Source organism: Pantoea conspicua (assembly GCF_002095315.1).
In the GTDB taxonomy this organism is placed as follows: Bacteria; Pseudomonadota; Gammaproteobacteria; order Enterobacterales; family Enterobacteriaceae; genus Pantoea; species Pantoea conspicua.
In genome coordinates this window covers 40374-62583 of sequence record NZ_MLFN01000010.1, presented here as the reverse complement: position 1 = coordinate 62583, position 22210 = coordinate 40374, and the positions used below count along the sequence as shown (strand labels likewise).

Annotated in this window: 18 protein-coding genes and 1 pseudogene; 12 read left to right on the top strand and 7 right to left on the bottom strand. The window is 53.6% G+C overall.

What is annotated here, in order from left to right; translation table 11 throughout:
• Window positions 1-39 precede the first annotated feature (39 nt).
• A complete protein-coding gene (locus tag HA41_RS06005) occupies window positions 40-2211 on the top strand; it encodes a hypothetical protein (RefSeq protein WP_094119996.1) in 2172 nt (723 codons plus the stop codon).
• 169 nt (window positions 2212-2380) lie between these two features.
• Window positions 2381-3613, top strand: coding sequence for a hypothetical protein (locus tag HA41_RS06000; protein WP_094119995.1), 1233 nt, complete (start codon window positions 2381-2383; stop codon window positions 3611-3613).
• On the opposite strand, the gene HA41_RS05995 is transcribed toward HA41_RS06000, so the two are convergent.
• Window positions 3565-5175: a recombinase family protein gene (locus HA41_RS05995; protein WP_094119994.1), complete on the bottom strand. Its 1611-nt coding sequence runs from the start codon at window positions 5173-5175 to the stop codon at window positions 3565-3567. The genes HA41_RS06000 and HA41_RS05995 overlap by 49 nt on opposite strands.
• Before the next feature lie 54 nt (window positions 5176-5229).
• A pseudogene (locus HA41_RS05990) lies at window positions 5230-5712 on the bottom strand (DUF72 domain-containing protein); the annotation flags it as partial.
• Between the two features lie 220 nt (window positions 5713-5932).
• On the opposite strand from HA41_RS05990, the gene aspS reads away from it, so the two are divergent.
• From aspS to ruvB, 6 genes are all read left to right on the top strand, one after another.
• The gene (gene aspS / locus HA41_RS05985; RefSeq protein ID WP_094119993.1) at window positions 5933-7711 is read left to right on the top strand and encodes an aspartate--tRNA ligase; all 1779 of its coding nucleotides are present in this window, start codon (window positions 5933-5935) and stop codon (window positions 7709-7711) included.
• Complete coding sequence (gene nudB, locus HA41_RS05980; RefSeq protein WP_094119992.1) at window positions 7711-8142, top strand: dihydroneopterin triphosphate diphosphatase; 432 nt, start codon at window positions 7711-7713, stop codon at window positions 8140-8142. Before aspS ends, nudB begins: the two co-directional genes overlap by 1 nt.
• Before the next feature lie 234 nt (window positions 8143-8376).
• Entirely contained in the window at window positions 8377-9120 is a 744-nt protein-coding gene (locus HA41_RS05975; RefSeq protein ID WP_010258633.1) for a YebC/PmpR family DNA-binding transcriptional regulator, read from the top strand.
• A 37-nt stretch (window positions 9121-9157) separates the two neighbouring features.
• Window positions 9158-9685: a crossover junction endodeoxyribonuclease RuvC gene (ruvC, locus tag HA41_RS05970; RefSeq protein WP_031377446.1), complete on the top strand. Its 528-nt coding sequence runs from the start codon at window positions 9158-9160 to the stop codon at window positions 9683-9685.
• 96 nt (window positions 9686-9781) lie between these two features.
• Window positions 9782-10396 (top strand): Holliday junction branch migration protein RuvA, encoded by a 615-nt coding sequence (gene ruvA, locus HA41_RS05965; RefSeq protein WP_031377445.1) that lies wholly within the window; start codon window positions 9782-9784, stop codon window positions 10394-10396.
• A gap of 8 nt (window positions 10397-10404) precedes the next feature.
• Window positions 10405-11409 carry a Holliday junction branch migration DNA helicase RuvB gene (gene ruvB / locus HA41_RS05960; RefSeq protein WP_031377444.1) on the top strand — a complete coding sequence of 335 codons (1005 nt, stop codon included), beginning with the start codon at window positions 10405-10407 and terminating at the stop codon, window positions 11407-11409.
• On the opposite strand, the gene znuB is transcribed toward ruvB, so the two are convergent.
• Entirely contained in the window at window positions 11410-12195 is a 786-nt protein-coding gene (gene znuB / locus HA41_RS05955) for a zinc ABC transporter permease subunit ZnuB (RefSeq protein ID WP_094119991.1), read from the bottom strand.
• A complete protein-coding gene (gene znuC / locus HA41_RS05950; RefSeq protein WP_094119990.1) occupies window positions 12192-12947 on the bottom strand; it encodes a zinc ABC transporter ATP-binding protein ZnuC in 756 nt (251 codons plus the stop codon). Before znuC ends, znuB begins: the two co-directional genes overlap by 4 nt.
• 77 nt (window positions 12948-13024) lie before the next feature.
• Here znuC and znuA point away from each other — a divergent pair, with 77 nt between their 5' ends.
• The 3 genes from znuA (at window position 13025) to lpxM (ending at window position 16416) form a co-directional block, all read left to right on the top strand.
• The gene (gene znuA / locus HA41_RS05945; protein WP_094119989.1) at window positions 13025-13972 is read left to right on the top strand and encodes a zinc ABC transporter substrate-binding protein ZnuA; all 948 of its coding nucleotides are present in this window, start codon (window positions 13025-13027) and stop codon (window positions 13970-13972) included.
• A gap of 13 nt (window positions 13973-13985) precedes the next feature.
• Window positions 13986-15317, top strand: coding sequence for a murein DD-endopeptidase MepM (gene mepM / locus HA41_RS05940; protein WP_094119988.1), 1332 nt, complete (start codon window positions 13986-13988; stop codon window positions 15315-15317).
• A 124-nt stretch (window positions 15318-15441) separates the two neighbouring features.
• Window positions 15442-16416: a lauroyl-Kdo(2)-lipid IV(A) myristoyltransferase gene (lpxM, locus tag HA41_RS05935; protein WP_094119987.1), complete on the top strand. Its 975-nt coding sequence runs from the start codon at window positions 15442-15444 to the stop codon at window positions 16414-16416.
• A gap of 28 nt (window positions 16417-16444) precedes the next feature.
• On the opposite strand, the gene HA41_RS05930 is transcribed toward lpxM, so the two are convergent.
• From HA41_RS05930 to HA41_RS05920, 3 genes are all read right to left on the bottom strand, one after another.
• Window positions 16445-17677 (bottom strand): MFS transporter, encoded by a 1233-nt coding sequence (locus HA41_RS05930; RefSeq protein ID WP_094119986.1) that lies wholly within the window; start codon window positions 17675-17677, stop codon window positions 16445-16447.
• Window positions 17678-17761: 84 nt separating this feature from the next.
• Window positions 17762-19204 carry a pyruvate kinase gene (gene pyk, locus HA41_RS05925; protein ID WP_031377493.1) on the bottom strand — a complete coding sequence of 481 codons (1443 nt, stop codon included), beginning with the start codon at window positions 19202-19204 and terminating at the stop codon, window positions 17762-17764.
• A gap of 107 nt (window positions 19205-19311) precedes the next feature.
• A complete protein-coding gene (locus HA41_RS05920) occupies window positions 19312-20190 on the bottom strand; it encodes a MurR/RpiR family transcriptional regulator (protein ID WP_208612746.1) in 879 nt (292 codons plus the stop codon).
• Between the two features lie 365 nt (window positions 20191-20555).
• Between HA41_RS05920 and zwf the strand changes: the two genes are divergently transcribed.
• Entirely contained in the window at window positions 20556-22031 is a 1476-nt protein-coding gene (gene zwf, locus HA41_RS05915) for a glucose-6-phosphate dehydrogenase (protein WP_094119985.1), read from the top strand.
• The last annotated feature ends 179 nt before the right edge of the window (window positions 22032-22210 follow it).

The following is a 22210-nucleotide window of genomic DNA, read 5'->3' as shown; positions in this document are numbered from 1 at the left end:
TTCAGGGGGCTTTTTCTTTTTCTGAAGGAAATAATATGAATGACCACATCATCAAAAGTCACTGTCGATGAATTTGTGATTCAGATGTCTTTGTCAGACACAATTCTACGTGGTCTGGCAAAGCTTGAGAAACAGATTCTGCCTATCGCTAACCGCATGGAGAGAACGCTTAACCGTCCCTTCGCTAAAGACCGCTCAGCAGCCCTGAATAAAACTTTCGATAAAATTGAGAAGCGTGCTACTCAGGCAGGGAAAAGCATCAACAAATCACTGTCACGCGGATTTGCTATCGGTCAGGCTAACTCAGGTCTATTTAATCGTTATGAGACAGAAGGCTTAAACGCTGCCCGTAAAGTTGGGGCAGCTATGCGTGCTGCTTATCGTGTCCGTGGGTCTGTACCCCCATTACCCCCCCTATCTCGACCTGGTCAACCTCGTATCACTACACGTCAACGTATCGAGGATATCCACCAGCGCCAGTTAACATCAGGCTTCTATGGTCAGATGGTTAACCGTGATGCTGATCGTGCTGCACAGTACCGTTCACGTCTTGAACGTCTCAGAATGGAATCTACCGCTGCTGGTGACTTTCGTGGCTTCCGTCAAAATCTTAGAACTCTTAATTATGAGTTTGCTCAGACTCAACGAGTAGCCTCACAGCAGCGTGCAGCACAGCGTTTACAGGCTCTTGAAGCGTCTAATGCTGGTAGTGGGTTATCACGTCTTGCAGACTCCGCAGGTGGGCTTGTAGCAGGCTTCTTTGCTCTCAATCGAGCTATGGCCTTTCTACAGGAATCAATCACCATCGGTGGTAAGTTCCAGCAGGCTCACACGATGGGGGTGGTGGCTTACGGTTCAGAAACTGAAAATACACGTATGACCCAGAAGTCTGATGACATCTCTCGTGGGTATGGCCTTGACCCTCTTCAGACACGTGAACAGATGGCTCAGATGCGTATGACAATGCCTGAGAACTTCTCGAACGATAAGATTGCTGAACTGTTTGAGAATGAGTCTGTATTTGCGCATACAACAGGTATGGATCCTCAAGCTGTGGGACGTCTTAACTATGCTTTACAACAGATCGCTGTCAGTGCTCATCTGATGGGTCAGGACTTTATGCAGGTAGTCAATGCGAGTCCAGCACTTGTTAAAAAACTCCAGCAGCTACACGGTCTCCAGAATAGCTCCCAACTCAAAGAGTATTACAAGACTGTACCAGGTTCTGCATTTGTTTCAGACGCTCTTAAGGTCATGAAACCGACCGATCAGCAAAAGACTATGGCTCAAAACAACATCATCGCTGCTCAGGGACGTCTGGCTGGTTCTATGCAATTTGCTAAGCGTGATTTCTTTGATCAGATGGAAAAGCCTATCGTCCGCCTTTTCGCTACCCTGACAGATTCCGCTGATAACCTCGGAGTAGTATTAACACCTGCTGCTAAAGGGGTAGGGTTCCTTGCTGATCGTATCAGCGACCTTGCATCTGGTTCAAACAATGCAGCAATGAATATCTCTGGATATGCAGGACTCGCGTCAGAGCGCTTTGACATGTTTTATTCTGATCTGGACAAATCCACTCAACAGAACCTAAGCAAACTGTCGGGTGTTTTCAATGAATGGTTTGATGCTCTCATTGTGATTATCGCTGGTAAGCTTGCATTAGCTGGAATCTCAAAAGTTGGTCAGTTGGCAGGCTACGGTGGAATCGGGGGCATGATGGGAGCAGCAGGTCGCACTTTCGGTGTAGCGGCTGCTGTTGTGCTGGGTAAGGAACTTGGCGATCTTGTATTTGACCAATGGATACCTGCATTCCACAAGGCTATGGGCTGGGATGACACTAAAACTAATCGCGGTGGAAACGTTGTTGAAGGTAGCTGGGTCGATACAGGGCTTAACTGGTTAGACAACGCGGTTGATACTCTCAAAAAGGCACCACTACCGGGAACTGGTTATCCATCTCTCGCCCCGTCGATTGTCTCATACCTTCCACCAGCCCCGCAGCCAATCACCTTTGCACCTCTGAAGGTAGAGATCAGCAACACAGGCAGCCTGAACGTGACTATGCCTGATGGCTCTGTCCAGAGAGTTGCACTCGACGCTATCCAGTCACAGCATGAGCTACAGATGATGTCTGCTCAGGGACTTCAAGGTGGCTGGCAGGGTGCAGGGAACAATGCTGGATTCACACCATCTTCACTGATGAAATAAACCTAACCCTGTTCAGTGAAAGCTGTTCAGGGTTTTCGTTTATCTGATTAAGGGTAATTGATTGTCTTTAAAGGTCTTTATCCAATAACCCACCAGCATTTTTCACTTGAAATGATAATCCTCAAGGCTCATTATGGGTTTATTAGATAAACAGCCACAAGGATGTAAAATGTCTACGCTTCTTCAAGACTATCAAGTTGAATTAGACCCTGAAGTTATAAGCGAATTTCGTGATGCAGTTAATAGTAATGACTCTTTTGTATGTAATTACTTTAAAAACCGAAATGGTAAAAATCACTGGAATGCTATTTGTAGTTGCATGGATTGGATTAGTGTAACAGTCAGATATATTAACAACTATCCAGAGATCTCAAAAGATATGGATGTTAAAGCGATGCAAATATACTCGCTCATTTCATCCATTGATATAATACATGAATCACTCACTCAATTACATCGTGTTATAGTTGACGGGAATATGAAAAGCTGGCCCTTTAAGGGGCGGTCTCAGATCTTTAACAACAAAGTTAAACACCTCTCACATTGTGATGATGATGACTACTTTAGAGAAATAAGAGCTATATTTGGAGCGCATCCAACTGCTTTAAAAGGTGAGCAAGGCGAGAGAATGTTTGCAAGTTGGCCTCATGACCATTCGTTCCAAGGTGAGGATTTTACCGTAAACTTGTACAGCAACATCCCAGATAAAAAAGATATTCATTTTGGTATTTATATCAAGGAGTTGTTGGAATATGCAAAAGAGCGCTATGAGTATCTTTTTGAACTTGAGAGATTACTTTCTTTATTGTTTCAAAAATACTGCTTAGAATTGGAAACTAAAGTTATACCTCAGACGCATAACACACTTGATGAAATTAGACTTCTGAGTGAAGAGAATGAAGAAAGGTTAGGTAGTGACTATTATCACGGTATTTTGTGGGAGTTGGATATATTATTCAGTGCTGAGTTGTCTGAGCCACATCTTAAGTCAGAAGAGCAGGAGTACAAAGACGAACTTTTGCAGTTGGTGAATGAGATAAGAAAAAACATACAGTCAATGAACATGGTTGATTTAGAATACGATTATCTTTTGCCAGGTTCCTTACCGAAAAACCATTTGCAGTATGACATATCAAAAGTTTTAACATCAATATCAAACGATAGATATGATCCACTGTTGCGCATGTATGTTAAAAATTTCAATGAGTACAGTAATAATCATTACGATTTCAAGCTATCCGAGAGTATTAACGTGATATATTTGAAAATTAAACTAATGATTTACGCCACAATCAAGAAAAAATGTTTAATTGAGTGGACTCTGCTTCAATGGAAATACAGAGTCCTGTTATATTATTCAGACTCGTTCACCCAATCAGGCGCGTCAGCCATCAACATGTGATTCGGTGTGTGACCTTTTCCATTGGTAAACCGCACTTCTGAGTAACCCATTACAGGCAACAGTTCCAGATCCCTGGCTCCATCAATAACCCTGTCCAGTGGGTAATCGTGGAACACAAGCCCGTTATGAAAATCAATCCTGCAAACCTTTCTGGCTGTATCCACTGTGATACAACGGATCATGCGCTTGATGATGATTTGAGCCTCTATCCTGTCCTTTTTAACAGTCAGATCCAGATGGTTAATCGTATCCAGCTTGCTTGATTGGTCACGCTGATGGGCTTCTGCAACAGCCTTTTCAGCTTCCTTAATCTGTTTGTTCAAACCTCGTAATTCACCAGCAATAGACTCAGTGTCATCTGTCAGCATAGCCAGCTTAACAAGCCTCTCCCGCTGCTTCTGTAGCGTTTCTAATGAAGACTGAAGGCTACCTATTACCTTCCCGTTATCGCTGCTCAGATTGAGCCTGTGCGCGTTATACAGCAGCCCCTGAACCAGTGCTTTATCAGTCTGTAACCGGGATATCCCCTTTGCATCGCATCGACCTTCATACTTCATTGAACACCTGTAGTTGCCTGAACGTTTATCAGTTACACCGCTCACGATCATCACGAACCCACATTTAGCGCAGCGCATAACGCCCTTAAACAGATTCGTTAGCAATGGCTTATCAGATGATGGTCTGCGTCCTGAACCTTCTTTAAGTTGCTGTACAGCGAAGAATTGCTCTTGTGTGATAACAGCGGGGTAGTAGTCGGGGATCTCCTGAACACTTTTGACAACCATCGACTTAGAAGGAACTTTATAGCCAATCACCGCACGATTGCTCAGAAGTTCGGTTACAGATGATTGCGACCACACACCAGCCTTTGATCTGAACTGATTGAGTGTGACAAACCCTTCCTCATTCATCTGTTTGGCTATCTTCATATGGGACAGACCATCAAGACGAAGCTGGAAGACACGCTGAACAGCTTTTACATTTTCGGGTATCTGCTCGAACTCTGTACCATCTTCAGAAACCCTGAGCCATGCTACACAGCGACGAGACATTATCTTGCCCGTTGATTCTGCTTCTCTACGTTTATTAGCCCACGCTGATTGAAGCCTCTTCGACTTGGTCAGTGACTCTTCGTGCGCTCTTTCCATCACCAGCATTGCCTTGATCATTGACAGGCTGTCTCTCAGCGACTCTTCCTTGTACCAGCTACCATCCACCAGCGTGACTACTTCAACACCTGCTCTGAGTATCTTCCTGAGTTGTTCGCCAGCCTTATCTATGTCCTGCCTTGAAACCCTGTCCAGACTCTCCACCAGCAGCACTGATCCCGGTTCGATGAAACCAGACTCAACAGCAGCCAGAAACTCACCAAACGCCCCAGATTTAGCATTAGCGCCAGAGTAACCACTGATTCCTAAGTCCTGAAAACGCATGTGTTCATCCAGAACATAACCGGGATTATGTTCAAGCCATGTGTTTATGAGTCTGCTCTGGCGTTTGGTACTGTCACCCTGAACCTGTGATTTTGTTGAAAAGCGTATGTAACTGATGGCTTTTGGCATGGGGAAACCCTGAATAGTCTGCTGATCCAGAGTGTATCATAAGGCAGGTTACATCAGCATCACCCGGTTAACGCTGCGTGCCAGCAAGCCCCGATTCAGCGCTCGCTCGGCTTCACCTTTGGCAAAAAACGCCGCATGGCGCACTTCGACACCGTATTCAAAACGCGCGGGCAGGCTGTCCAGAAAGCGCCAGAGATCGTTAAGCTGCGCCGGGGAAAACGTGGCAGGCAGCTGCAGCCAGTATTGACCAATGCGATCGGCCAGCGGTTCCATCAGCCGCAGAAAGTCGGTCAGCAGGTCATCGCTGTGCTGCAGCGCCGCCTGATGGCTGATGGTATTGGGGAACTTAAAGCAGAAGCGAAAGGCATCATGCGTCATATCACGCCAGCGCAATACGGTGTCGGGCGCGGGCAGCGCATATAGCGTGGTGTTGCCTTCAACACAGTGAAAATAGCGGGCATAGTCAGCCAGATTCTCAATACCCCAGCGTTTCCAGTGTGAGTGCTGCCACTGTGGCAGGCCAATACGAAGCGTCACGCCCTCTCTCCTGGCTCAGAATGAAGATTTACGATTATCCTCTAAGGTCATGCCCCGGTGCAAACAGGTCAACTGCCGATGAAATCGCCGCTTTGGCGCGGCTCTACTTATCCTGTTTGCCTTTTTCCATTATAATGACCGCCATTTTTGCGACAGCATCGCATCAGGTTACGCGGCCGGATGCTGTCAGCTGCAGCGGCGAAGTTAAAAGGATAGCGTTATGCGTACAGAATATTGCGGACAGCTCAATCTGTCTCATGTGGGTCAGCAAGTCACTCTTTGCGGCTGGGTAAACCGCCGTCGCGATCTGGGAAGCCTGATTTTTATCGATATGCGCGACCGTGAAGGCATCGTGCAGGTGTTCTTTGATCCCGATCGTCAGGACGCGTTTAAGCTGGCTTCTGAACTGCGTAACGAATTCTGTATCCAGATCACCGGTACCGTGCGTGCCCGTGACGATAAGAATAAAAACAGCGAAATGGCGACCGGGGAAGTCGAAGTGTTTGCCCATGCGCTGAACATCATCAACCGCTCTGAGCCGCTGCCGCTGGATGCTAACCAGAACAACAGCGAAGAAGCGCGCCTGAAGTACCGCTATCTGGACCTGCGTCGCCCGGAGATGGTGACCCGTCTGAAAACCCGCGCGAAAATCACCAGCTTCGTGCGCCGTTTTATGGATGATGAGGGTTTCCTCGATATCGAAACCCCAATGCTGACCAAAGCCACGCCGGAAGGCGCGCGCGACTATCTGGTGCCGAGCCGGGTGCATAAAGGCAAGTTCTATGCGCTGCCGCAGTCGCCACAGCTGTTCAAACAGCTGCTGATGATGTCGGGCTTCGATCGCTACTATCAGATCGTTAAATGCTTCCGTGATGAAGATCTGCGTGCCGACCGTCAGCCAGAATTTACCCAGATCGACGTCGAAACCTCCTTCATGACCGCGCCACAGGTGCGTGAAGTGATGGAGCGTTTAATCCGCAATCTGTGGCAGGACGTGCAGGGTGTGGATCTCGGTGAGTTCCCGCAGATGACCTTCGCCGAAGCGATGCACCGCTACGGTTCCGATAAGCCAGACCTGCGCAACCCGATGGAGCTGGTGGACGTCGGCGATCTGCTGAAAAATGTCGAATTCCAGGTCTTCTCTGGCCCGGCGAACGATGCAAAAGGTCGTGTGGCGGCATTGCGCGTGCCAGCCGGTGCGCAGCTGAGCCGTAAGCAGATTGATGAATACGGCAAGTTCGTTGAGATTTACGGTGCCAAAGGCCTGGCGTGGATGAAAGTTAACGTGCGCGCCGATGGTCTGGAAGGTGTGCAGAGTCCGGTGGCGAAATTCCTGAATGCGGAAATTGTGGAAGGCATTCTGAGCCGCACCGGCGCACAGGATAGCGACATCATTTTCTTTGGTGCCGATCGCGCCAAAGTGGTCGCTGACGCGCTGGGCGCGCTGCGTCTGAAAGTGGGCCGCGATCTCAGCATCACCGATGAGAAAGCCTGGGCGCCGCTGTGGGTCATCGACTTCCCGATGTTCGAAGAGGACGAAGAGGGCGGCCTGGCGGCGATGCACCATCCGTTCACCGCGCCGAAAGAGATGAGCGCAGAGGAACTGGCTGTTGATCCAACCCGTGCTGTGGCGAATGCCTACGACATGGTGATTAACGGTTACGAAGTGGGTGGCGGTTCCGTGCGTATCCACAACGGCAAAATGCAGCAGACGGTGTTCAGCATTCTGGGTATTGAAGAGCATGAGCAGCGCGAGAAGTTTGGCTTCCTGCTGGATGCACTGAAGTTCGGTACGCCGCCACACGCTGGCCTGGCGTTTGGTCTGGATCGCCTGACTATGCTGCTGACCGGTACCGATAACATTCGTGACGTGATTGCGTTCCCGAAAACCACCGCCGCGGCCTGCCTGATGACCGAAGCCCCAAGCGAAGCGAATCCCGCCTCGCTGCTGGAGCTGGGCATTCAGGTGGTAAAAAAAGAAAAGCCTGAGAATAAATAATGGGCTATAAACACCCGGTTTCGGTGCTGGTAGTCATTATGGCGCGCGACACAGGCCGGGTGTTAATGCTGCAGCGGCAGGACGATCCGGCCTTCTGGCAGTCGGTCACAGGCAGCCTTGAAGCAGGGGAGTCGCCGCTGACTGCCGCCGTGCGTGAAGTGGGCGAAGAGTTGGGTATCGACGTGCTGGCCGAGCGGCTGGAGATGGAAGATTGTCAGCGTCAGATCGTCTTTGAAATCTTTCCGCACTATCGCCATCGTTATGCACCCGGTGTCACCCATAATCACGAGCACTGGTTCCGGCTGCGGTTGCCAGCAGAGCGTGATATCGCGCTGACCGAGCATCTGGCGTTTCGCTGGCTGCGACCGGCGGAGGCTGCGGCACTCACCAAGTCCTGGAGTAATCGCCAGGCGATTGAAGAATTTACCTGAATCGCTGCCGCCGCGCATTTTTCCGGCGACGGATCGATTAAATTTGATGAATCTGGTGAGTTTTAACAGGACTACACCAACCTATTGAACAGTCAGGCGTAATCAGCGCCGCGAGGTTGTTCACCGCCAGCGCGCCCTGACCCGCGTACCGGGGTACGGGCGTTGCGAGAACGGCAGGGGACAAGTTCGCCAGCAGGATAGCCTGCACCATGCTAAGTTCGGAGAAAACGTAAAATGGCAGGACACAGTAAGTGGGCAAACACTAAACACCGTAAGGCGGCGCAGGATGCTAAGCGCGGCAAAATCTTCACCAAAATCATTCGTGAACTGGTGACAGCGGCCAAGCTGGGCGGCGGCGATCCGGGTTCAAACCCGCGTCTGCGTGCAGCAATGGATAAAGCGCTGGCGAACAACATGACGCGTGACACCATGGATCGCGCCATCGCGCGCGGTGTGGGCGGCGATGACAATGCCAACATGGAAACCATCATTTATGAAGGTTACGGTCCAGGCGGCTCCGCTATCATGATCGAATGCCTGAGCGACAACCGTAACCGTACCGTCGGCGAAGTGCGTCATGCCTTCACCAAAACCGGCGGTAATCTCGGCACCGACGGCTCTGTGGCTTACCTGTTCAACAAGAAAGGCGTGATCTCCTATGCGCCAGGTCAGGATGAAGATGCGGTAATGGAAGCGGCACTGGAAGCCGGTGCAGAAGACGTGGTCAGCTACGACGACGGCGCGATTGATGTCTTCACCGCCTGGGAAGAGATGGGCACGGTGCGTGATGCACTGGAAGCACTCGGCCTGAAAGCGGATACCGCAGAAGTGGCGATGATCCCGACCACCAAAGCGGAAATGGATGCGGAAACGGCCCCGAAACTGCTGCGTCTGATCGACATGCTGGAAGATTGCGACGATGTGCAGGAGGTTTATCACAACGGTGAGATCTCCGACGAGGTGGCGGAAACGCTGTAATGGCGCTGATCCGCACCCCCTTAACCGGAGAGGCTTAATGTCGATTATTCTGGGTATCGATCCCGGTTCGCGCATCACCGGTTATGGTGTCATTCGTCAGACCGGCCGCCAGCTCACCTATCTGGGCAGCGGCTGTATCCGCACTAACACCACTGAGCTGCCCGCCCGCCTGAAGCTTATTTATGCGGGCGTCTGTGAGATCATCACCCAGTTTTCGCCCGATTATTTTGCCATCGAACAGGTGTTCATGGCGAAGAATGCGGATTCCGCACTGAAACTGGGCCAGGCGCGTGGCGCGGCGATTGTCGCGGCGGTCAACCACGATCTGCCGGTATTCGAGTACGCCGCGCGTCAGGTGAAACAGACGGTGGTCGGCATCGGCAGCGCCGAGAAAAGCCAGGTACAGCACATGGTGCGAACCCTGCTGAAACTGCCAGCCAACCCGCAGGCGGATGCCGCCGATGCGCTGGCCATCGCGATTACCCATTGCCACGTGTCGCAGAATGCCGCGCGGATGAGCGACAGCAAGCTGGTGCTGACCCGCGGGCGTTTACGGTCGGGTTAAGCGCACTGACGCAGTGAACCCCCGCAGGCTGGATATTCATCCAGCCTTTTTTATGTTATAAAATCCGCCACATTCGTTAGTTAAGGAAGTATTCAGGTGATAGGTCGTTTACGGGGCAATATTCTGGAGAAGCAGCCGCCGCTGGTGCTGCTTGAGGCGCACGGCGTAGGCTATGAAGTCCATATGCCCATGACCTGTTTCTATGAGTTACCTGAACTGAATCACGAAGCGGTGATTTTTACCCACTTCGTGGTTCGCGAAGATGCGCAGCTGCTGTTCGGCTTCAACAGCAAACAGGAGCGAGCGCTGTTTCGTGAATTAATTAAGGTGAATGGCGTCGGCCCGAAACTGGCGTTAGCCATCCTCTCAGGCATGTCGGCACAGCAGTTTGTCACCGCGGTCGAGAAAGAGGAGATCGCCTCGCTGGTGAAACTGCCGGGTGTGGGCAAGAAGACCGCTGAGCGTCTGGTGGTTGAGATGAAGGACCGCTTTAAAGGAATGCATGGCGATCTGTTTGGCGGTGATTCCGCCTTCACGCTCACCACCCCGAACGCGGAACCGGAAACCAATGATGCGGAAGCCGAAGCGGTTGCAGCGCTGGTGTCGCTGGGTTATAAACCGCAGGAAGCCAGTCGTATGATCAGTAAAGTCGGTCGACCGGATGCGGATTGCGAAACCCTGATCCGCGAAGCGCTACGCGCCGCCATTTGAGGTAAGTCATGATAGAAGCCGACCGCCTGGTCTCTGCTGTAAGCGTTAACGAAGAAGAGAGTCTCGATCGCGCCATTCGCCCGAAAATGCTGACCGAATATGTTGGTCAGCCGCAGGTGCGTGAGCAGATGGAGATTTTCATCAAGGCAGCGCAGCTGCGCGGCGATGCGCTGGATCATCTGCTGATCTTTGGCCCGCCGGGACTCGGGAAAACCACCCTGGCGAACATCGTCGCTAATGAGATGGGGGTTAACCTGCGCACCACATCCGGCCCGGTGCTGGAGAAAGCGGGTGACCTGGCGGCGATGCTGACCAACCTTGAACCGCACGACGTCCTGTTTATCGATGAAATCCATCGTCTGTCACCGGTGGTGGAGGAAGTGCTCTATCCGGCGATGGAGGATTATCAGCTGGACATCATGATTGGTGAAGGCCCGGCTGCCCGGTCGATTAAGCTCGATCTGCCGCCGTTTACCCTGATTGGTGCCACCACCCGCGCCGGTTCACTCACCTCACCGTTACGCGATCGCTTTGGCATTGTGCAGCGGCTGGAGTTCTATCAGGTGAAAGATCTGCAGCACATCGTGGGCCGCAGTGCCGCCTGTCTGGGCCTGGCGCTGAGCGACGAAGGCGCGCTGGAGATCGCCCGTCGCGCCCGTGGAACGCCGCGTATCGCCAACCGTCTGCTGCGCCGGGTACGTGACTTCGCCGAAGTGCGCGCTAATGGTGAGCTGAGCGGTGAGGTCTCCTCCAGCGCACTCGATATGCTGAACGTCGACAGTGAAGGGTTCGATTACATGGACCGCAAGCTGTTGCTGGCGATTATTGATAAGTTCATGGGCGGACCGGTCGGGCTGGATAACCTGGCGGCTGCCATTGGCGAAGAGCGTGAAACCATTGAAGATGTGATCGAGCCCTTTTTGATCCAGCAGGGGTTTATTCAGCGCACACCGCGCGGCCGAATGGCCACGCAGCATGCGTATCGTCATTTTGGTATCACCCGCGAGGTCTGATCAGACCGCCGGCTTACGCACCATGCTGAAGATAAACAGGATGGCCGCGCACAGCACCACCGACGGACCGGCGGGCGTGTCATAAAAGGCCGAGAAGGTCAGACCGCCGGTGACGGCGAGTACGCCAATAATCACCGCCACGCCAGCCATCCCTTCGGGGGAACGGACAAAACGACGTGCGGTGGCAGCCGGGATGATCAGCAGGGACGTAATGATCAGCGCGCCGACAAACTTCATCGCCACCCCAATCGTCAGCGCGGTGACCAGCATCAGAATCAACCGGGTACGCTGAATATTGACGCCATCCACCTGTGCCAGTTCCGGGCTGATGGTCATCGACAGCAGCGAACGCCACTGCCACGCCATCACCAGTAACACCACCACTACGCCGCTACCCATCATCCAGAGATCGTCCGGCGTGACCGCCAGCAAATCGCCAAACAGATAGGCCATCAGATCGACCCGCACGTTCTTCATCAGGCTGACCACCACCAGACCCAGCGATAGCGCACTGTGCGCCATGATACCGAGCAGGGTATCGATTGCCAGATGCGGACGCCGCTCCAGCCACACCAGTCCGAGCGCCAGACAGACCGTCACCAGGATCACGGCGTAGTAGGGGTTGACGTTAAACAACAGACCAAAAGCGACGCCGAGCAGTGAAGCATGGGCCAGCGTATCGCCGAAGTAGGACATTTTGCGCCAGACCACAAACGACCCCAGCGGGCCTGCAGCCAGCGCTAACATCACGCCGCCTATCCAGCCCGGTAATAACAACTCAATCATGATGAACCCTGTCCTTTGCGTAAAACAATTCGTCCCTGAAGGTCGTGACGGTGATTATGGTGGTGGCGATAAATGGCCAGCTGCTGCGCGCCGCGAGGACCGAACATGGCGATAAATTCGGGATGTTGCGACACCGCTTCCGGCGTACCGGAACAGCAGATGTGGTGATTTAGACACAGTACCTCATCGGTTTTGGCCATCACCAGATGCAGATCGTGGGAAACCATCAGCACGCCACAGTTCAGTTCATGACGCAGCTGATCGATCAGATCGTACAGCGCCACCTGACCATTAACGTCTACGCCCTGGGTCGGCTCGTCCAGTACCAGTAGCTGCGGCTGGTTGAGCAGGGCGCGCGCCAGCAGTACCCGCTGGGTTTCACCGCCGGAGAGTTTTTGCAAGGGCGCATTGAGCAGGTGACCTGCCTGAACGCGTTTAAGTGCGGGCAGAATCTCAGCGCTTTTACTGCCGCGCGATAAACGCATAAAGCGTTCTACCGTGACCGGCAGCGTCGGATCGATGTGCAGTTTTTGTGGCACATAGCCGATGCGCAAGCCAGGGCTACGTTTGAGCGTGCCGCTGGTCGGGGCTAACAGCCCCAGCACCACTCGCACCAGTGTCGACTTTCCCGCACCGTTAGGTCCCAGCAACGTCAGAATGCGGCCCGGCTGCAGCGCAAGGCTTACGCCAGATAACACAGCGCGCTGGTCAAATTTAATCGAAATGTTTTCGAGTGTAACAAGTGAGTTCATAGTATTTACAGGTTGCACAGAATTTCGAATGTTATAATATCACATTCCACCTTCTGGTCACGATGGAATGACGCATAATGTTACATATTAAAAAAGGCGCACTTTTCGCCTTAACTGCTTTATCCGCTACAGCTTCATTTACCTTTGCAGCACACGCCAATGTGGTTGCTTCACTTAAACCGGTCGGTTTTATCGCGGCGGCGATTGCCGATGGCGTGACTCCGGTCGAGGTTCTGCTGCCGGACGGGGCCTCAGAGCACGATTACGCACTGCGTCCTTCTGATGCAAAACGTATAAAAAACGCGGACTTAGTCGTATGGGTCGGGCCTGAAATGGAAGCCTTTATGGCGAAATCTGTGGCTGAACTACCGGCTAAAAAAAATCTGTCGATGGCCGATATTAATGGGGTTAAACCGCTATTGATTAGCGGTGGGGAAGATGAAGATGAACACGAAGCAGAAAAATCCGAAGCCGCAGACGCCGAGGCCCATCATCATCATCACGGCGAGTTTAATATGCACCTGTGGTTGTCGCCGGAGATAGCACGGAAAACCGCGGTTGCAATCCATGAAAAATTATTGGAACTTATGCCGCAAGATAAAGCCAAACTTGACGCCAACCTCCAGCAGTTTGAGGTAGCTTTGGCGGATACGGACAAACGCGTTAGCGCACAACTCGCGCCGGTCAGAAATAAAGGATATTTCGTTTTTCACGACGCTTACACGTACTTTGAAAAACACTACGGTCTCTCGCCCGCCGGGCATTTTACCGTCAATCCTGAGATTCAACCGGGCGCTCAGCGTTTACACCAAATACGAACACAGTTGGTTGAGCAAAAGGCGGTCTGCGTCTTTGCTGAGCCACAATTCAGGCCAGCAGTCATCGATGCTGTCGCCCGCGGAACGCAGGTGCGTAAAGGTACGCTCGATCCGCTGGGAACAGACATCAGCTTAGCTAAAGATAGCTATGTGAAATTCCTCTCACAGCTGTCGAGCCAGTATGCAAGCTGCCTGAATGGAGCATGAGGAATAGGTAAAAGTGCAGCAGATAGCCCGCTCTGTCGCCCTCGCATTTAATAATTTGCCGCGCCCCCACCGCGTTATGCTGGGTTCTTTAACTGTTGTGACACTGGCCGTCGCCGTCTGGCGGCCTTACGTTTATCACCCCACCGATGATGTGACGCCTATCGTCAAAACCATCGAGCTGGATAAAAATGAACTCCGCACGCTGCTGCCGGAAGCCAGTGAGCCGATTGATCAAAGCACACCGGAACCGGATGAAGAGCTGCCTGCGGACGATGTCGATACCGGCGTACCTGAAACACCAGGCGTTCATGAATACACCGTCTCCTCCGGCGATACGCTGAGCAGTGCACTGAATCAGTATGGCATCGACATTGGCGACATCAATTCGCTGGTGGTCAGTGACCGTGATTTACGCAATCTGCAGGTCGGGCAGCAGCTGAGCTGGACCCTGGCCGATGACGGCAGCCTGAAAACCCTGAGCTGGGAGATCTCCCGTCGCGAAACCCGTACCTATGAGCGCACCGACAAAGGTGGCTTTAAAATGGACGCGGAGATGCAGAAGGGGGAGTGGCGCAACAGCGTGCTGCAGGGCGAAGTGCGCGGCAGTTTTGCCGCCAGTGCCCAGCGTGCCGGGTTAAGCAGTGCCGAAGCCAGTGCTGTCATTAAGGCGCTGCAGTGGCAGATGGATTTCCGTAAGCTGCGGGCCGGCGATCAGTTCAGTGTCTTAATGTCACGTGAAATGCTCGACGGCAAAAGTGCCCAAAGTCAGCTGCTCGGGGTACGCCTGCGAAGCGGCGGCAAAGACTATTACGCCTTTCGTGCCGAAGATGGCAAATTCTACGATCGCAACGGTTCCGGCCTGGCGCGCGGCTTCATGCGCTTCCCGACGGTGAAGCAGTATCGCGTCTCATCTAACTTCAACCCGCGCCGTCTCAACCCGGTGACCGGACGCATCGCGCCGCATAAAGGCGTCGACTTTGCGCTGCCGATCGGCACGCCAGTGCTGGCAGTGGGCGACGGGGAGATTGTGGTGGCGAAGAATGGCGGGGCGGCCGGTAACTACGTGGCGATCCGTCACGGTCGTCAGTACATGACGCGCTACATGCACATGAAGAAAGTGCTGGTGAAGCCGGGACAAAAAGTGAAGCGCGGCGATCGCATCGGGCTGTCAGGTAACACCGGTCGCTCAACCGGACCACATCTGCACTTTGAAATCTGGATCAATAATCAGGCGGTCAACCCGTTAACGGCGAAGCTGCCGCGGATGGAAGGTCTGACCGGCAAAGATCGCAGCCAGTACATGGCGCAGGTGAAATCCTGGCTGCCGCAGCTGGGTCTGAAATAAGCGAATTTCGCCAAATCGCACAGAAACCGACGGCAATCCCGTCGGTTTTTTCTATCTGGCGCACGATGATTGCAAATTTGCCCGTCGTCACTATCATAAGCCGGTCATTGCTTGAGGCGAGTGCATGGAAACCCGAAAAAAAAATAACGCTGAATTTATTCCCGTTTTTGAACGTTCATTTCTCAAACCTGAATACTGGGGAAGCTGGCTGGCGATTGGTGGACTGGCTGGTATGGCGATGTTACCGCCCAAAGTGCGCGATCCGTTGCTGGGTCGTTTAGGCCGCTTTGCCGGCAAGCTGGCGAAAGGCGCGCGTCGCCGCGCCCTGATTAATCTCTACTATTGCCTGCCGGAACTGAGCGAGACCCAGCGTGCCACGCTGGTTGACGAGATGTTCGCCACGGCACCGCAGGCAATGGCAATGATGACCGAGTTAGTGCTGCGCGATCCGGCACGCATCCGTGAGCGCGTAGAGTGGCATGGCCGCGAGATTATCGATCAGATGCAGGCTGAACAACAGAACGTCATTTTTCTGGTACCACACGGCTGGGCGGTGGATATTCCCGCGATGCTGCTGGCATCGGAAGGGCAGAAAATGGCGGCGATGTTCCATAACCAGAGCGATCCGCTGATGGACTATGCCTGGAATACCGCGCGTCGCCGTTATGGCGGCCGGTTACATGCCCGCAATGACGGTATCAAACCCTTTATCAGTTCGATCCGCCAGGGCTACTGGGGCTACTATCTGCCCGATCAGGATCATGGCCCGGAGCACAGCGAGTTCGTGGACTTTTTCGCCACTTATAAAGCGACGCTGCCGGCACTGGGCCGTTTGATGAAGCTGTGCCGCGCCCGCGTTGTCCCGTTGTTTCCGGTCTATAACAGCGACACGCATAAGCTGGAAATCTATGTGCGGCCACCGATGGACGATCTGCTGGAAGCGGATGACCATCAACTGGCGCGCCGGATGAATGAAGAAGTCGAAATTTTCGTGCGCCCGCATCCGGAACAGTACACCTGGATCCTGAAACTGCTGAAAACGCGCAAAGACGACGATATCGAGCCCTATTCGCGCAAAGAACTCTACCCGCGCAAATAGCAAAAAGGCCGCTGATGCGGCCTTTTTCTCAGAGTGCTTCCAGCTTACTGCGACGTTTGCGTTCCCGCATAAACACAATCACCAGACCAAACCACAACACCCCGCTGATAAAGTTAATCAGACAGAACCACAGCGTGCCGCCACTGAAGTAGCCACTTTTCGCCAGTTCAATGCCGATAGCCAGCGTCAGAATGCTGATCATTCCCAGCATCGCCGCCACGCTGCCCTTGCCTTCGTCACTGGCGTAAAGCGTCAGGCGGTAGAGCCCGGCATTGACCATGCCCGCGCCAAAAGCGTACAGGCTGAGACCGGCGGTAATCAGCAGATAGCCGTGACTGTTCAGCAGGCTCGCCACCAGGGCCAGGCTCAGCCCGATAAGGATAGGCCAGGCGGCTAACTTCACCGGCTGCTCAATCGGCACCCGTCCTGCCAGCTTACTCAGCGTCAGATTACCGGCGATCATCGCCAGGAACACCGGCAGCTGCAGCAACGCATACTGCATACGCGACAGCCCTTCGTCATGCATCAGGATCACCGGCGACAGCGCCACCCAGGTCAGAATCGGGATAAACACCAGGCCGATAGCGAACGAACCCGTCATCACCAGCCGATCTTTTATCAGGCGACCGTAGTTGCGCGCCAGATTCGGCAGCGCTATCGAATGGCTGCGATCGCCAGCGGTTTCCGGCATCACCCGCCACAGCACCACAAAGGCCAGCAGGCTACAGGCAGCGAACAGCCAGAACATGCTGCGCCAGCTGCCCACGGTGAGCCAGGCGGCACCCGCCAGCGGACCGGCCAGTGGGGCCAGCAGTGCGACATTCGCCATCAGCGCCATCATCCGCACCGCCAGCGCTTCATCAAACGCCTCCTGAATCGCGGCATAGCCGACCGCACCGATAAAGCACAGGCTGATCCCCTGCACAAAGCGCAGGCTGACAAACTCTTCGATAGAGCTGACCCAGTTAGTCAGCAGACAGGCGGCAGCAAAAAACAGGATACCGAACAGCATGACCGGACGGCGGCCAAACTTATCGGAAAGCGGGCCCAGCAGCCATTGCAGCACCACGCCGCCAATCAGGTAGGCGGTCAGCGAGGTGGAGACCCATTCCGGGCCGACGTTAAATTCTGCCGTGACGATCAGCATACCCGGCTGGATCATGTCATGAGCAATGTAGGTGGCAAATTCGAATAACACTAACGCCAGAGGAAATAACAGTACCCGGCCGGTCAGCTGGCTGATGGGGTGAAAACGGGCCATCTGGCCTCCTTGTCAGAAAAGAAAACGCGACTGGCAGGCAGTCGCGTCTTTTATTCTACACTGGCAATCTCAACCCGGTGTTAATTAATCCACGCGCAGTACGCGAGTGGTATTAGTGGTGCCGGTGGCGCCCATGACGTCGCCCTGAGTGACAATCACCAGGTCGCCTGAAACCAGGAAGCCTTTATCACGCAGCAGATTAACGGCATCGTGTGCCGCTGCCACGCCGTCATTGTTACTGTCAAAGAACACCGGCGTCACACCGCGATAGAGCGCGGTCAGATTCAGGGTGCGCTCATGACGCGACATGGCGAAAATCGGCAGGCCCGAGGTGATACGGGACGTCATCAGCGGCGTACGGCCCGATTCGGTCATGGTGATGATGGCGGTTACACCCTGCAGGTGGTTAGCGGCATACATCGACGACATCGCAATGGCTTCTTCTACGTTGTCGAACTGCACATCCAGACGGTGTTTAGAGACGTTAACGCTGGGGATCTTCTCTGCGCCAAGGCAGACCTTAGCCATTGCCGAGACGGTTTCTGCCGGATACTGACCGGCGGCGGTTTCAGCCGACAGCATCACGGCATCGGTTCCGTCGAGCACGGCGTTTGCCACGTCCATGACTTCTGCACGGGTCGGCATCGGGTTGGTGATCATCGATTCCATCATCTGGGTGGCGGTGATGATGGTGCGGTTGAGCTGGCGGGCGCGACGAATTAACGCCTTCTGAATCCCGACCAGTTCCGGATCGCCAATTTCCACGCCGAGATCGCCACGCGCGACCATCACCACATCAGAGGCGAGAATAATGTCATCCATCGCTTCCTGACTGGCCACCGCTTCGGCACGTTCTACTTTCGCCACCAGTTTGGCATCGCAACCCGCTTCACGGGCCAGACGACGCGCATAGTTCATGTCTTCGCCACAGCGCGGGAAGGAGACCGCCAGATAGTCGACCTTAATTTTCGCGGCGGTGATGATGTCCGCTTTGTCTTTTTCAGTCAGCGCTTCAGCCGACAGGCCGCCGCCCAGCTTGTTAATCCCTTTATTGTTCGACAGCGGGCCACCGACGGTGACTTCGGTGAACACTTTCATCTCCTGTACTTCCAGCACCTTGAGCTGCACGCGACCATCATCCAGCAGCAGGATGTCGCCAGGCACCACGTCGGCCGGCAGGCCTTTATAGTCGATACCGACGCGCTCTTTGTCGCCTTCGCCTTTACCCAGGCTGGCATCCAGCAGGAAACGATCGCCGATGTTGAGGAAAACTTTGCCTTCTTTGAAGGTAGAAACGCGAATTTTTGGACCCTGCAGGTCACCGAGGATCGCAACATGGCGACCCAGTTTTGCTGCAATCTCGCGCACTTTATCTGCACGTATCTGGTGATCTTCTGGCGTGCCGTGGGAGAAGTTGAGTCGTACAACGTTAGCGCCAGCCGCGATGATTTTTTCGAGGTTATTATCACGATCGGTAGCCGGGCCGAGGGTTGTTACGATCTTGGTTCTTCTGAGACGTCTTGACATGAAGGACTCCGTTAACAAATAAGCCGGTCCTGATCTCCGGACGCGGCATGGTTAGCTATTCTATATGATCGATGGGTTGTGATACGACTCACATTGTAAATGTGATGTTAATTATTTTGTTGTGTATCTTTTTCCCGAATGGCGTGCTTTTCGTAACGCGACGCTTTCAGCGCCTGTTTAACGCGCTTGAGGTTTTCCCGGAAGGGCGTTCCGCGTTCCAGGGTAAAACCGGTCGCCAACACATCGATCACGGTCAACTGCGCCAGGCGCGACACCATCGGTAGATAGACATCAGTATCTTCCGGTACATCAAGCACTAAAGCCAGCGCGGCTTCGTCGGCAAGGGGCGAGTCGGCAGAGGTGATGGCAATAACGGTGGAACCGTTTACACGGGCCAGGCGAGCCAGTTCTACCATATTTTTTGTGCGGCCAGTATGTGAAATGAGAACAAAAACGTCACCGGCTCGACTATTTATACAACTCATGCGCTGGATCACAATATCGTCCGACCAGAAGACCGGCAAATCAAAGCGCAGAAATTTTGTGAAGGCGTCATGCGCCACTACCGCGGAAGCGCCCAGGCCAAAAAAGGCGAGTTTATCTGCCCCGGTCAGCAGTGTGACCGCCTGCTGCAGACGCGCGGCGTCCAGCCGGTTGCGGACCTGTTGCAGACCAGCCAGCGCCGAATCAAAAATCTTATGGCTGTAGTTTTCCACATCGTCGTGCTGTTCAACGCCACGGCTGACCCAGCTGCTGCCTTTTACCAGGCTTTGCGCCAGTTGCAGTTTGAAGTCCGGAAAACCGCGCGCACCTAACCGATGGCAGAAACGGTTAACCGTGGGTTCGCTGACGCCCGCCGCGCGCGCCAGCGTGGCAATGCTGGAATGCATTGCAGCCTGCGGCGCTGCCAGAATCTGTCCGGCCACTTTCTGTTCCGCTTTACTTAACGCAGCCTGCTGCGCCTCAATCTTTTCCAGCATATTCATAAGTGGATGACCATTATCACTTTTATCGATTTCAATTATTGCTGTCGCCGGCACCCGATAACAGAGACTATATCGCGTTAGCGCGGGTCGGGCGCAAGGGCGGATAAGCCGGACGCGCTTTTTTTTGGCATACTTTGAGCGGTGCCAGATTTTGTCTGACAACATCAGACACAGAAAAAAGCAGAAATGCGCACGTGTCATCACGCGCGCTGACACTATCCGGTACAGAGTGAATGCGGTTGACCCGGCGAGTCGGTTTACCTGGCGCGGGGAAAAAAGTACATTGTGCTGAAAGAGAATAACAACCTGGACCCGGTGGCAGAGGATGCATCACCATCGGATTATCCTGCAACGAGGAGAGGAAAATGGCGGTTACACAAACAGCCCAGGCATGCGATCTGGTGATTTTCGGTGCCAAAGGCGATCTTGCACGCCGTAAACTGTTGCCTTCATTGTATCAGTTAGAAAAAGCGGGTCAGATTCACGAAGAGACCCGCATCATTGGCGTAGGCCGCGCCGAGTGGGACAAAGCGGAATACACCAAAGTGGTACGTGAAGCGCTGGAAACCTTCATGAAGGAGAAAATTGACGAAGCGCTGTGGGATAAGCTCAGCGGTCGTCTCGACTTCTGCAACCTCGATGTCAATGACACCACGCACTTCCCGAAACTGGGCAAGATGCTGGATCAGAAGAAACGCACCACCATCAACTATTTCGCCATGCCACCGAGCACCTTTGGTGCTATCTGTCAGGGTCTTGGCACCGCGAAGCTGAATGACAAACCGGCGCGCGTGGTGATGGAAAAGCCACTCGGTACCTCACTGGAAACCTCGCAGGAAATTAACGACAGCGTCGGTGAATACTTCGATGAGAGCCAGGTGTTCCGTATTGACCACTATCTGGGTAAAGAGACGGTGCTGAATCTGCTGGCGCTGCGCTTTGCTAACTCGATTTTCGTGAATAACTGGGATAACCGCACCATCGACCACGTGCAGATCACCGTGGCGGAAGAGGTCGGGATTGAGGGCCGCTGGGGATATTTTGACAAAGCTGGCCAGATGCGTGACATGATCCAGAACCACCTGTTGCAGATTCTGACCATGATCGCCATGTCGCCGCCTTCCGATCTCAGCGCTGACAGCATCCGTGATGAAAAAGTGAAGGTTCTGCGTTCGCTGCGCCGCATCGATCAGACCAACGTGCGTGAGAAAACCGTACGCGGTCAGTACACCGCCGGCTTTGTGCAGGGTAAAAAAGTGCCGGGCTACCTCGAAGAAGAGGGCGCTAACAAATCCAGCGCCACTGAAACCTTCGTCGCCATCCGGGTGGATATCGATAACTGGCGCTGGGCGGGCGTGCCATTCTATTTGCGCACCGGTAAACGGTTACCGACCAAATGTTCCGAAGTGGTGGTTTACTTCAAAAACCCTGAGATGAACCTGTTTAAAGATTCTTACTCAGAACTGCCGCAGAACAAGCTGACCATTCGTCTGCAACCGGATGAAGGGGTGGATATCGAGATCCTGAACAAAGTGCCAGGCCTCGACCACAAGCATAAGCTGCAGACCACCAAGCTGGATCTGAGCTACTCCGAAACCTTCAACCAGTCGCATCTGGCGGATGCTTATGAGCGTCTGCTGCTGGAAAGTATGCGCGGCATTCAGGCGCTGTTTGTCCGTCGTGACGAAGTGGAAGCGGCCTGGACCTATGTCGATTCCATCATTGAAGCCTGGGCGGCAGATGGCGACTCCTCCAAGCCGTATCAGGCTGGCACCTGGGGCCCGGTTGCCTCGGTAGCGATGATCACCCGCGATGGTCGTTCGTGGAACGAATTTGAATAACTGATGCTCTGAGGCCCGCACCGTGCGGGCCTTTTTTTTGCCCGGTGCGATCGAAGAAAAGTGAACTGGCGTTTCAAAAAACGCGTCGGGCGATGGACGCTCAGGAACTGAATCATGTATGGTAGTGGCGCAATTAACAGGGCAGGAGCCGAGGCTCCATGACCGGGCCGCTAATCCCG